This is a genomic window from Amycolatopsis kentuckyensis, from assembly GCF_002155975.1.
GTDB lineage: Bacteria > Actinomycetota > Actinomycetes > Mycobacteriales > Pseudonocardiaceae > Amycolatopsis > Amycolatopsis kentuckyensis.
Genome location: NZ_MUMI01000345.1, coordinates 1 through 11799, shown reverse-complemented (window position 1 = coordinate 11799; position 11799 = coordinate 1). Strand labels below are relative to the sequence as shown.

The window sequence follows — 11799 nt, the reverse complement described above, 5'->3', positions numbered from 1 at the left end:
CCTGGCGTCCGACACAGGAATGCGTCATTCACCGCGTTCCCGGCTCCAGGTGACCAGCTCGCCGAGCACCGTCTCGGGCGCGGGCATTCCGGCGATCTCGCCCGCCACCCCCTGCGCGACCTCCCGCGCCGCCGGGTCGTCCAGCAGCTCGCGGGCCGCGGCCTCGATCGCGTCGATCCGCACCGCGTCCCCCACCAGGGCCTTCGCCGCGCCGAGCGCCGACAGCGCCTCCGCGTTGGCGAACTGGTCGGCACCCTGGGGCAGCACCAGCTGCGGCAGGCCGGCGGCGAGCGAGCCGAGCACCGTCCCCGTGCCGCCGTGGTGCACCACCAGTCCCGCGTGCTTCAGCACCTCGGCCTGCGGCACGAACCCGGCGACCCGCACGTTCTCCGGCACCGGGCCGAGTGCCGCGGGATCACCCGGGCCGGCCGCCACGACCACGTCCACCGGCAGCCGCGACAACGCCGCGATCGCCCCGCGCAGCACCTGCGTCGCGCCGAAGACCACCGTGCCCAGCGTCAGGTACACGAAGCCGTCTTCCGGGAGCGCCGGCAGCGGGACATCGGGGTCGTACGGCGTCGGGCGCATCCGGAACACCTTCGGCACCGCGGCCGAGCCCGGGTCGCGAACGCTGTCCGGCCAGACGTCGACGCAGGCGTCGCCCAACATGGCGTCCGCGGGCAGGCTGCCCCAGAGCGGCGCCAGCCGTTCGGTCGCGACCGCGAGGACCTCCGGCGACATCGACCGGCCGATCACGAGCGAGACGCCCGGGATGCCCGCCTGCTGCGCCAGCGCACCGGCACCGACGTCACTCTGCTCGTAGACGACCAGGTCCGGCCGCAGCCCGGGCAGCAGCGGCCGCAGGTCCGCCATCGTCGCCCGGGGCAGCAGCTCGGCGAACATCGTGATGCCGACGTCGAGGAAGCCGGCGTCCTCGCCGTGCCGCCGCTTGGCTTCGGCCTCCGCGTCGCCGATCGAAATGCCCACGCGGTGGGTCTCGAAGCCGAGCTCGCGCACCTTGGGCACGAAGGCCGCACCGGTGCCGAACACGACCTCGTGCCCGGCCGCGCGCGCCGCGTTCGCCAGCGGCAGCAGGGGAAAGAGGTGGCCGTACGCCGGGCGGCACGTGAAGAGGATCCGCACCGCCCGAGCGTACCGGCGTCAGCAGCGGTTGAGCATGTCCGTCAGTGCAGTCTTCTCGGCGGAGTTGATGGTCAGCTTGAACTTGTACTTCACCGCGACCCACATCTTCGCGTAGGTGCACCAGTAGCCGACCAGCGGCGGCTTCCACTGGTCGGGCGACTTGTCGCCCTTCTCCTGGTTGACGTTGTCGGTCACGGCGATCAGCTGCGGGTCGGTGAGGTCGTTCGCGAACGCCTGGCGCTGCGCGGTCGTCCACGACGACGCGCCGGTGCGCCACGCGTCGGCCAGCGGCACGACGTGGTCGATGTCCACATCGGACGCCGCGGTCCAGGTCGCGCCGTCGTACGGGCTGACCCACTTGCCGGAGGTCGCGGCGCAGCTGGAGTCGGTCACGACGTTCGTGCCGTCACGCTTGAGCACCACTTCGCGGGTGTTGCAGCTGCTGCCCTGGTCGATCCAGTGCGGGAACTTGTCGCGGCTGTAGCCGGTCGGCGAGCCGTCGGCCTTGACGGTCAGGGCCGCGAGCTCGGACTTCGCCGTGGTGGCCGACGGGATGCCCGGCGGCGTCGCGTCCGCGACGCCGGCCAGGGTGCCGGACAGCACGGCGGTGACGGCGAGAACAGTGAACGAATGACGAACAGCACGCCTGGTTGGCATCTTGCTGCCTCCGTGTCTGAAGTGGGGACAGCTAACCTTCAGGCACGGAAGTGGCGCATACAACACGTATAGGTGACAGGTTGCTGTCCGTCAAACGGCACCCCGGACCAGCCGCAGGTCCTCGGTGTGCCGGTACCAGGTCCACTTGTTCACCGCGCGGTCGTGGACGACGTCGTCGCGCACCGGCCGGGTCGGGATGCAGCCGATCTGGAACGCCCGCGAGTACAGCGTGGACGGCCGCTTGAAGATGGTGCCCTTCACGACCCGGACGGCCAGCCCGGGGCCGCCCGGATCCGGCGTCACCTCGATCGACGCCGCCGGCCCGCGCAGCGCCACTTGCTCGTCGGCGTAGGCGACACCGCGGACCATCCGCAGCTGCCCGCGCCCGACGAGCACGCCGCCGACGTCGTCGCGGATCAGCGGCACCGGGTCGACCTCGCCGCGCAACGCCAGCGCGAGCGCCCGCAGCGGCGTCTTCGGCAGTCCCCAGAGCGCGCCGACGACCGAGTCCGGCGACGAGGGCACGAACCCGACCGACACGCCGGAGATCGCGTCCTTCCGGAGCAGGCGCAGCACGACCGCGGCGAGGTCCGCGTCCGTGCCCGATACGACCAGGTGATCGTGTTCGCCCAGCAAGGGGTCGATTTCCGCCTTGCCGGGACGGCTCGGCACGCGGATCGACTCGACGTCGTCGACCTCTTCGAAGCCGGCCGCGTCATCGCCACAGGCCACCACGATTCCGCGCACCCGCAGGTCCTCCGTTACAGTCATGCACCGGCATTTCGTCAGCGCCACCGGTGTCCGTCCGGGACACTAAACCTCAGTCGTCGAACACCTGGAGTGTCACATGCCGGCCATCGTGCTCATCGGTGCCCAATGGGGAGACGAAGGCAAGGGCAAGGCCACCGACCTGATGGGTGACCGCGTCCAGTGGGTCGTCCGCTACCAGGGTGGCAACAACGCCGGTCACACGGTCGTCCTGCCGAACGGCGAGAACTTCGCCCTGCACCTCATCCCCTCCGGCATCCTCACCCCCGGCGTGACGAACGTCATCGGCAACGGCGTGGTGGTGGACCCGGGTGTGCTGCTCGATGAGCTTTCGGGGCTGGAAGCGCGGGACGTCGACACGTCCAAGCTGCTGATCTCCGCCGACGCGCACCTGATCATGCCGTACCACGTGGCCATCGACAAAGTCACCGAGCGGTACCTCGGCAGCCGCAAGATCGGCACCACCGGCCGCGGCATCGGGCCGTGCTACCAGGACAAGATCGCCCGCGTCGGCGTCCGCGTGCAGGACCTGCTCGACGAGAAGATCTTCCGCCAGAAGGTCGAAGCCGCGCTGGAGTTCAAGAACCAGGTGCTGGTGAAGGTCTACAACCGCAAGGCGCTCGACGCCGACCAGGTCGCCGACGAGGTGCTGGCGGCTGGCGAGAAGTTCGCGCACCGCATCGCCGACACGCGGCTGCAGCTCAACCAGGCCCTGGAGCGCGGCGAAACCGTGCTGCTGGAGGGTTCCCAGGGCACGCTGCTCGACGTCGACCACGGCACCTACCCGTTCGTGACGTCGTCGAACCCGACGTCCGGCGGCGCGAGCGCGGGGTCCGGCATCGGCCCGGGCCGCATCACGACGGTGCTCGGCATCCTCAAGGCCTACACCACGCGCGTCGGCTCCGGGCCGTTCCCGACCGAGCTGCACGACGAGTCCGGCGAGTACCTGCGCAAGCAGGGCGGCGAGTTCGGCGTGACGACCGGCCGCTCGCGGCGCACCGGCTGGTTCGACGCGGTGATCGCGCGGTACGCGGTGCGCGTCAACGGCATCACCGACTACTTCCTCACGAAGCTGGACGTGTTGTCCGGCCTGGAGAAGGTTCCGGTGTGCGTCGGCTACGAAGTCGACGGATTCCGCACGCAGGACATGCCGATGACGCAGACCGACGTGCACCACGCGATCCCGATCTACGAAGAGCACCCGGGCTGGTTCGAGGACATCTCGGCGTGCCGCACGTTCGAGGAGCTCCCGGCGAACGCCCGCGCGTACGTCGAGCGCCTGGAAGAGCTGTCCGGCGCCCGGATTTCCGCGATCGGCGTCGGCCCGGGCCGCGAGCAGACGATCGTGCGGCACGCGTTCGTCTAGGTCAGTTTCGTGCTGACGGGCGTTTCGTTGCGGAACAGGTCGAGCACCGGGCAGTGCTCGTCGACCTCACGCCGGAGGTCTTCGTAGCGCTCCCGGCCGGCCGGCCCTTCGAGTTCGACGGACACGCGCACGTCCCCGAAGCCGGGGCGGGTGTTGAAGGAGAAGCCGAAGAAGCCGTGCAGGTCGAGGTCCCCGTCGACGGTGACCTTGATGGAGTCGATCGGGATCCCGCGCTTCGCCGCCCAGAACTGGTAGGTGATCACCTGGCAGGACCCGAGGGCGGCGAGCGCGTACTCGACGGGGTTGGCGGCCTGGTCGGTCCCGCCGAGCGCGGGTGGCTCGTCGACGGTGAAGCGGTGGTCCCGGACGTTGACTTCGACCTCGGTCTTGGTCCCGGGCTTGAGAACGTGCTCGACGCTGAAGGAAACGGCGGCGTTGTGCGGATCGGCGTCGACGGCCTTGCGGGTGCCGTCGATCACTTCGGTCAGCGACATGGGCCCTCCTGAAGATCGTGATTTCGCTTCAGGGTGGGCGATCCCACGGCGGCCCGCTCGGGTTCTCATGCGTTGGGAGCCGGGGTGTCCGCGATGCGGAAGCGCTTGCTAGCCCAGGCGATTCGTGAGAGTCGCCGACACCGACAGCTCCTCCAGATCCAGCTCCCGCAGCACCTTCTGCAGCACGTCGTCGTCGAGGCGGCCCGCGCGGTTCTCCTCGATCATCGCCTTGCGCTGGGTGATCAGCAGTTCTCGCCGGGCTTTCGCGAACTGCGCCTGCGGGCTGCCCGCGTGCTCCTCGCCGGACAACGTGATCGCCGCCTTGGCGAACCGGTAGCGCATGTCGATCAGCCGTTCCAGCCGCTCCTTCAGGTGGGTGACGCGCTCGGGTGGCAGGTCGAGCGACGCCAGCCGCGCGTGGCCGATCTCCCGCAGCCGCTCGTGCGCCGCTTCGCGGGCTACTTCGCGCGCGGCCAGCTCTTCCGCCTCGTCACGGGCCGCCTCGGACGGGTCCTCGACCTTCAGGGCCCGGATCAGCGGCGGCAGCGTCAGCCCCTGGAGCAGCACCGTGCCGATGGCCACGGCGAACGCGAACAGCTGGATCTCCTCGCGGCCCGGGGTCCCCGCCGGGACGCCGGCCGCCGCGGCGAGCGTCACCACGCCGCGCATGCCCGTCCACGAGACCACCGCCAGTACCCGCCACGACGGCGCCGGGCGGCCGCGGCCGAACAGCCGCATCGCCCTCGGCAGGTACGCGGAGACGAACACCGCGGGAATCCGCACCAGCATCGTCACCGCCAGCACGGCCGCCGCGACCAGCGCCAGCGTGCCGTTGTCGCGGGCCGCGTGCTGGGCGCCGTCGAGGACGACCGGCAGCTGCAGCCCCATCAGCGCGAACACCAGCGCCTCCAGCAGGACGTCGATCGACGCCCAGACCGATCTGTCCTGCATGCGGGTCGCCGGTGACGCGTACAGCGAGCGGTGGCCGAGGTAGAGGCCGGCCGCGACGACGGCGAGCACGCCCGACCCGCTGAAGTCGTCGCCGAAGGGGTGCAGGTGCTCGGCCGTGACGTAGGCGGCGAACGGCACGATGATCCCGAACGCCGACTCCATCAGCGGGTCGTCGAGCAGTCGCCGGATCAGCACCACGACGGCGCCGATCGCCAGGCCGACCGCGATGCCCAGCACGGTCGCCACCCCGAACACCGCGAACCCGTGCCCGGCCGAGCCGGCGATGCCCGCGACCGCGGCGAGCGCGACCTTGTACAGCGTCAGCGCGGCGGCGTCGTTCACCAGGCTTTCCCCGGTCAGCACGGCCATCACCCGCCGGGGCAGGCCGAGCTTGCGCCCGATCGCCACCGCCGTCACCGCGTCCGGCGGCGCCACGACCGCGCCGAGGACCAGCGCCGAGGCGAACGGGACGTCCGGCAGCAGCAGGTGCACGACGACGGCGACGACCACCGCGGTCACGGCCACCAGCACCACGCCGAGCGCGATGATCGGCCGCAGGTTCGTCTTGAAGTGCGTCAGCGAGCTCTCGAGCGACGTCGAGTAGAGCAGCGGCGGTAGCACGACGGTCAGGATCAGCTCCGGCTCGAGCTCCAGCCGCGGCACGCCGGGGATCAGCGCGACGCCGAGCGCGACGACCACCACCAGCAACGGCGCGGACAGGTTGTAGCGCCGGGCGACCGCGGTCAGCGCGAGCGAGCCGGCGAGCACGCCCATCAGCGTCAAGATCTCCACCCGCCCGATCTTTCCGCAGGTCGCGCCGCTGTGCCGGACTTCCGTTCAGTGGAAAAGCGCTGGATTGTGTCGGACCCCACATGCATACTTGTTCGCAATACGCACACGTGTGCGGAACACGTGCACCGACGCACCTCCGGAGGTTCCGATGTCCCCTGGCACTCGCGGCTGGGTCGTGCCCTTGGCCTGGACCGCCGTCCTGCTCGACGGGTTCGACCTCGTCGTGCTCGGCACGGTGCTGCCCGTGCTGCTCCGCGGCCACGTCTGGGGCCTGACCCCCGCGACGGCGTCGGTCGTGTCGACCGTCGGGCTCGCCGGGATGATGCTGGGCGGGCTGGCGATCGGCACGGTCACCGACGTCATCGGCCGCCGGAAGTCCCTGATCATCTCGGTGACGCTGTTCTCGCTGTGCACGCTGCTGTGCGCGTTCGCGCCGTCGACGTTCGTCTTCGGGCTGCTGAGGTTCGTCGCCGGGCTCGGCCTCGGCGGTTGCCTGCCGACGGCGATCACGCTGGTCACGGAGTACGCGCGCCACGGCAAGTCCGGCAGCGCGACGACCACGGTGATGACCGGCTACCACGTCGGCGCGGTGCTGACGGCGCTGCTGGGCATCGTGCTGATCTCGCCGCTGGGCTGGCGCGCGATGTTCGTCGCCGGCGCGCTGCCCGCCCTGGTCCTGGTCCCGCTGATGCTGAAGTACCTGCCGGAGTCCGAGACGTTCCAGCGGGTCCGCGAGACCGAGCGCTCGGCCGGCCACGCCGTCGCCGGGCTCTTCCGCGGCGGCCTGCTGCGCGCGACGATCGCCTTCTGGATCACCTCGTTCATGGGCCTGCTGCTGGTCTACGGCCTGAACACGTGGCTGCCGGAGATCATGCGCCAGGCCGGCTACCCGTTGGGCGCGGCGCTGAGCCTGCTGCTGACGCTGAACGTCGGTGGCATCGTGGGCCTGCTGGTCGCGGGCCGGGTCGCCGACCGGGTGGGCATCCGCCCGTCGGCCATCGTCTGGTTCTGCGCGGGCGCGGTGTTCCTCGCGCTGCTGAGCGTGAAACTGCCGGCGGTCGGGCTGTACGCGGCGGTGTTCCTGACGGGCTGCTTCGTGTTCAGCGCCCAGGTCCTGGTGTACGCGTACGTCGGCCGGATCTACCCGGACGCGATCCGCGCGACGGGCCTCGGCTGGGCGGCGGGCATCGGCCGCATCGGCGCCATTTCCGGCCCCATCCTCGGCGGCGCCCTGCTGACGGCCGGAATCGCGTACCCATGGGGCTTCTACGCGTTCGCGGCGGTGGGGGCCCTGGGCGCGGCAGCGGTGTCGGTGGTCCGCCCCGGCCGCCGCAGTCCAGCGCTCGACCCCGCCCCAGCCTCCGAAAGCCGCGCAGCTACCTGAGCCTGCCGCGGCGGGTCGTGAGCGGTGAGGCGGGTTCCCGGCCCGCCTCACCACTCACGGCAACTCAGCCCAGTTCCTTCAGTTCCTGTTCCACCGCGGCCAGTTCCGCTTCGGAACCCTGGACCTTCGGCCCCTTGAACCACTTCCGGGCCGAAGCTGCCCACCACAGGGCGGCCCCGCCCAGCACCACGAGGAAGGCGATCGGCGTGTAGTTGAAGGAGTCCACGGTCACCGGCGAAACCTGCGGCAGCATGAAGAGCACGAAGATCAGCGCGACCCACACCGTCGCGACGATGCCGATCGGCTTGCCCCAGCGGCCGAGCGTCCACGGCCCCGGCTCGAACGAGTCGCCGCGGCGGACGCGCAGGAACACCGGGATCACGTACGCCACATACAGCCCGACCACGGCGATCGACGTCACCGCCGCGTAGGCCGTCGCGCTCCACAGGTACGGCAGGGCCAGGATCAGCGCGCCGCCCGCGGCGAGCCACACCGCGTTGGTCGGCGTCTGCGTGCGCTTGTTGATCTTGTGCCAGAAGCCCGACCCGGGGATCGCGCCGTCGCGGGCGAAGGCGTAGATCATCCGGGAGTTCGCCGTCACCGACGCCATGCCGCAGAACAGCTGGGCGCCGATGCAGATCAGGAGGAGGAACTTGCCGGTGACGGCGCCGGTCGCGTCGATGAAGATCTGCGCGGGCGGCACACCGGTGGCCGAACCGACCGCGCCGTCGTAGTCCTGGATCGCGAACGTCAGGCCGATCAGCAGGATCCAGCCGGCGACGAGCGAGACGACGATCGACATCACGATGCCGCGCGGCCCGGCCGTCGCCGCGCTCTTCGTCTCTTCGGTCATGTGCGCCGATGCGTCGTAGCCGGTCAGCGTGTACTGCGCGACCAGCAGCCCGAGCGCGAAGACGTAGAACGCCGACCCCCAGCCCGTCTGGTTGACGAAGCTGCCGAAGACGAACGACGCGTCCTGGTGCTTGGCCGGCACGAAGATCAGCACGCCGACGATCACCAGCACGCCGACGAGGTGCCACCACACGCTGACGTTGTTGAGGATCGCCACGATCCGGACGCCGAAGGTGTTCAGCAGGCCGTGCACCACGAGGATGATCGCGAGCAGCAGGATCGTGTGCCCCGGCGTCGCTTCGTAGCCGAACTGCAGGTCCAGGAACGCGTTGAGGAACAGCGCCGCACCGAAGTCGATGCCCGCGGTGACCGCGATCTGGCCGATGAGGTTGAACCAGCCGGTGAACCACGACCACGCGGGACCGGACTTGCCGGGTGCCAGCTTCGCGGCCCAGTAGTACAGCCCGCCGGCGGTCGGGTAGCTGGAACAGACTTCGGCCATGCCGAGCCCGACCAGGATCACGAACACCCCGACCAGGGGCCAGCCCCAGATCATCGCGGCCGGGCCGCCGGTCTTCATGCCGAAGCCGTAGAGCGTGAGGCAACCGGAGAGGATCGAGATGATCGTGAAGGAGACGGCGAAGTTCGAGAACGCCGACATCGTCCGTTTCAGCTCTTGGGCGTACCCCAGCTGGTGTAGCCGGGCGGCGTCGTCGTCGGGAGTGGTCTGCTGGTCGGAAACATCCATCGGGCACCTCTTGAAAGGTATGCGGCCAGACCATTGAATTCGCCGAAGGTAGCCTTGGTGCCGGAGGGTGTCAAGCCTTCGTGAAGAACTCGTCCAGCCGGCGCAGCAGGGGCCCGCCACCTCGGTGGTTGTTCGAGATCAAGGTCGCGGTCAGTCCGGACGACGGCTCGTGCGTGCTCCAGAACGTGACGCCGTGGTCGCCGCCGTTCAGGTGCACCACACCCGGCCGAGGCAGCCAGAAGCCGAGCCCGTAACCGTCCGCGTGCGGGCGGAGCATCCGGTCCACCCACTCGCGCGGCAGGATCCGGCCGTCGAGCAGCGCCGGCCAGAACTTCCGGAAGTCCGGCGCGGAGCTGTAGATCCCGCCGTCGGCGTACCCCACGACCGGGAGGCTGAACACGTTGGTGCGGCCGTCTTCGAGGTAGCCGGTGGCCGTCCGGGCCGGCAGCGCGTCCGAGCGGAGGAACGCCGTGTCCGTCATGCCCGCCGGTTCGGTCACCCGGGTCCGGACGAGGTCGGCGAAAGGTATGCCCGCGATCCGTTCGGCGATCAGGCCGAGGACCGCGAACGCGCCGTTGTGGTAGCGGAACTCCGTGCCGGGCGCGGAGACCTGCGGATACCCGTCGAGGGCGGCGAGGTAGTCGGCCGACGTGGCGAGGAGCGGAGTCGGCGGTGGCGGCGGATCCGCCTCTTCGTCGCAGTAGTCGCCGATGCCGGAGGTGTGCGTCAGCAGGTGCTCGACGGTCACCCGGTCGTCGATCAGCGGCAGGTCGCGGCCGAGGACCTCGCGCGCGGTCGTCGAAAGCGCCAGCCGTCCCTCGGCGACCAGCCCCACGACGACCAGGGCGGTGAACCCCTTGGTGCCGCTGGCGATCGCGAACCGCGTGTCGACGGTGTTCTCGACGCCGTAACCGAGGTGCGCGTAGCCGAACGCCCGCTCGACGAGCGTCTCCTCGCCGCGGGTCACCAGCACGACGCCGGAGAAGCCGTGGCTCGAGGCCAGGTCGTCGAAGGCCGCGCTCATGGACCCAGCGTCCACGAGCGCGGCCTCCGCGGCAAAGCGATTAACGGCCCAGGAACGCGTGCAGCGACTCCAGGGCGGTGTCCGGCTGGTCGGCGAAGAACCCGTCGACACCGGCCCGGAAGAACGCCGCTTCCTCGGTGAAGACGTCACCGTAGGCGTCCGGCTCGGCCGACGAGCGCAGGTTCGCGGGCAGGAACGGGTTCTCGTTCCGGAAGGTGTACGGCTGCACCTTCAGGCCGGCCTGGTGGGCGTCCGCGACGAGCGCGGTCGGCGTGCCCAGGTTGTCGTTCTTGTCCCGCGGGATGATCTGCGCCTTGTCCGGCCCGAGGTACTTCGCGTACTTCGCGACTTCGCGCAGCCCCTGCGGCGTGACGAGATCCGCGTACGTCCGCTTGTCGCCGTTCGCGACGAAGTCCGCCGGGGCGCCGGTGGCCGAGGTCAGCTGCAGCAGCGGCGTCCGGACCTGCTGGTGCAGCGCGATCAGGTTCGACACCTCGAACGACTGGATGATCGCGGGCGCGTCCGGCCGGTCGAGGCCGTTGCGCTTGAGGATGGAGACCAGCTTCGGCTCGGTCGGGTTGCCGATGGACTTGAAGAACGTCGAGTGCTTGACCTCGGGGTAGGTGCCCAGGGTCCGGTGCAGCTCGCGGCCGAGGCGCTTGGTCAGGTCGAGGACCTCCTGGTAGGAGGCGATCTGGTAGCGCCCGTTGTACAGCGTGTTGTGCGGCCGGTTCTGCGGGATCCGCTCGACCGCGCGCAGCGTCTTCAGCTCGGCGAGCGTGAAGTCCTGCGTGAACCACCCGGTGGTGGTGACCCCGTCGAGCACGACGGTCTTCTTCCGGTCGGCGAACTCCGGGTGCTTGGCGACGTCGGTGGTGCCGCCGATCTCGGGTTCGTGCCGGGCGACGAGCTGCCCGTCCTTGGTGGGTACGAGGTCGACGTCGACCCAGTCGACGCCCATCCGGTAGGCGAGCTCATAGGAGGCGAGCGTGTGCTCCGGCCGGTACCCGGGCGCGCCGCGGTGTCCGATGATCACGGGCTCATGGTGGCCCCGCCCCCGCGCGACCGCATCGCCGGACCCACTTTCAGCGGCCCCGGCCGCCCCGCCCGCAAAACCGCTGACGCTCAGCAACGCCAGCCCGGCCAGCGCGAGCAATCCGACACGTTTGCGCTTCATCTGGTGACCTCTTTTCACACAGGGTGTGCCCTGACTACTCGCGCCACCCTCGATGTCGCAAGCATCCGAAGTACGTACCTGGACAGTCGACCCGGTAAACGACACGTGGACTCCTGCTCACCCGGGGCGGGATGCGCCGGGTTGACCCGGCTGAGCCGCCGAGCCCGGCTGAGCCGCGACTCAACCAGCCCGGCCGGCCCGGGAGCCGCCGCCTCCGGCCGAGCCGCGGCCGCGGCCTTCGGCCGAGCAGCCCTGCCGCCGAGCAGCCCAGCTGCACAACCCAGCCGCGGCTGGTTCGCGGGGCGGGCGGGGGCTGACCGGCCGCGGCTGGGTTGTGCAGCTGGGCTGCTCGGCGGCAGGGCTGCTCGGCCGAAGGCCGCGGCCGCGGCTCGGCCGGAGGCGGCGGCTCCCGGGCCGGCCGGGCTGGTTGAGTCGCGGCTCAG

At 70.5% G+C, this 11799-nt stretch carries 10 protein-coding genes; 2 read left to right on the top strand and 8 right to left on the bottom strand.

Annotated elements, in window-relative coordinates:
- Positions 1-24 precede the first annotated feature (24 nt).
- From CCN39_RS30310 to CCN39_RS30300, 3 genes are all read right to left on the bottom strand, one after another.
- Positions 25-1143 (bottom strand): glycosyltransferase, encoded by a 1119-nt coding sequence (locus CCN39_RS30310; RefSeq protein ID WP_086847733.1) that lies wholly within the window; start codon positions 1141-1143, stop codon positions 25-27.
- Between the two features lie 18 nt (positions 1144-1161).
- The gene (locus CCN39_RS30305) at positions 1162-1800 is read right to left on the bottom strand and encodes an HNH endonuclease family protein (protein WP_086847731.1); all 639 of its coding nucleotides are present in this window, start codon (positions 1798-1800) and stop codon (positions 1162-1164) included.
- 90 nt (positions 1801-1890) lie between these two features.
- Positions 1891-2571, bottom strand: coding sequence for a hypothetical protein (locus CCN39_RS30300; protein WP_434781132.1), 681 nt, complete (start codon positions 2569-2571; stop codon positions 1891-1893).
- A 76-nt stretch (positions 2572-2647) separates the two neighbouring features.
- Here CCN39_RS30300 and CCN39_RS30295 point away from each other — a divergent pair, with 76 nt between their 5' ends.
- A complete protein-coding gene (locus tag CCN39_RS30295) occupies positions 2648-3934 on the top strand; it encodes an adenylosuccinate synthase (protein WP_086847730.1) in 1287 nt (428 codons plus the stop codon).
- Here CCN39_RS30295 and CCN39_RS30290 read toward each other — a convergent pair.
- Together CCN39_RS30290 and CCN39_RS30285 are read right to left on the bottom strand one after the other, a co-directional pair.
- Positions 3931-4428, bottom strand: coding sequence for an OsmC family protein (locus CCN39_RS30290; protein WP_086847729.1), 498 nt, complete (start codon positions 4426-4428; stop codon positions 3931-3933). The two genes, CCN39_RS30295 and CCN39_RS30290, sit on opposite strands and share 4 nt — an antisense overlap.
- 108 nt (positions 4429-4536) lie before the next feature.
- A complete protein-coding gene (locus CCN39_RS30285) occupies positions 4537-6171 on the bottom strand; it encodes a cation:proton antiporter (protein ID WP_086847727.1) in 1635 nt (544 codons plus the stop codon).
- 148 nt (positions 6172-6319) lie between these two features.
- Here CCN39_RS30285 and CCN39_RS30280 point away from each other — a divergent pair, with 148 nt between their 5' ends.
- The gene (locus CCN39_RS30280; RefSeq protein WP_086847725.1) at positions 6320-7555 is read left to right on the top strand and encodes an MFS transporter; all 1236 of its coding nucleotides are present in this window, start codon (positions 6320-6322) and stop codon (positions 7553-7555) included.
- 64 nt (positions 7556-7619) lie between these two features.
- Here the strand turns inward: CCN39_RS30280 and CCN39_RS30275 are convergent, their stop codons facing one another.
- The 3 genes from CCN39_RS30275 to CCN39_RS30265 form a co-directional block, all read right to left on the bottom strand.
- Positions 7620-9155, bottom strand: coding sequence for an amino acid permease (locus CCN39_RS30275; RefSeq protein ID WP_086847723.1), 1536 nt, complete (start codon positions 9153-9155; stop codon positions 7620-7622).
- Positions 9156-9225: 70 nt separating this feature from the next.
- Positions 9226-10179 (bottom strand): serine hydrolase domain-containing protein, encoded by a 954-nt coding sequence (locus CCN39_RS30270; protein ID WP_086847721.1) that lies wholly within the window; start codon positions 10177-10179, stop codon positions 9226-9228.
- A 40-nt stretch (positions 10180-10219) separates the two neighbouring features.
- Entirely contained in the window at positions 10220-11356 is a 1137-nt protein-coding gene (locus tag CCN39_RS30265) for a glycerophosphodiester phosphodiesterase (protein WP_086847719.1), read from the bottom strand.
- Between the last annotated feature and the right edge of the window lie 443 nt (positions 11357-11799).

Coding starts and splice junctions, on each gene's coding strand:
- CCN39_RS30305 (WP_086847731.1), bottom strand. CDS start 1,800: ATGCCAACCAGGCGTGCTGTTCGTCATTCGTTCACTGTTCTCGCCGTC.
- CCN39_RS30300 (WP_434781132.1), bottom strand. CDS start 2,571: ATGACTGTAACGGAGGACCTGCGGGTGCGCGGAATCGTGGTGGCCTGT.
- CCN39_RS30295 (WP_086847730.1), top strand. CDS start 2,648: ATGCCGGCCATCGTGCTCATCGGTGCCCAATGGGGAGACGAAGGCAAG.
- CCN39_RS30290 (WP_086847729.1), bottom strand. CDS start 4,428: ATGTCGCTGACCGAAGTGATCGACGGCACCCGCAAGGCCGTCGACGCC.
- CCN39_RS30280 (WP_086847725.1), top strand. CDS start 6,320: ATGTCCCCTGGCACTCGCGGCTGGGTCGTGCCCTTGGCCTGGACCGCC.
- CCN39_RS30275 (WP_086847723.1), bottom strand. CDS start 9,155: ATGGATGTTTCCGACCAGCAGACCACTCCCGACGACGACGCCGCCCGG.
- CCN39_RS30270 (WP_086847721.1), bottom strand. CDS start 10,179: ATGAGCGCGGCCTTCGACGACCTGGCCTCGAGCCACGGCTTCTCCGGC.
- CCN39_RS30265 (WP_086847719.1), bottom strand. CDS start 11,356: ATGAAGCGCAAACGTGTCGGATTGCTCGCGCTGGCCGGGCTGGCGTTG.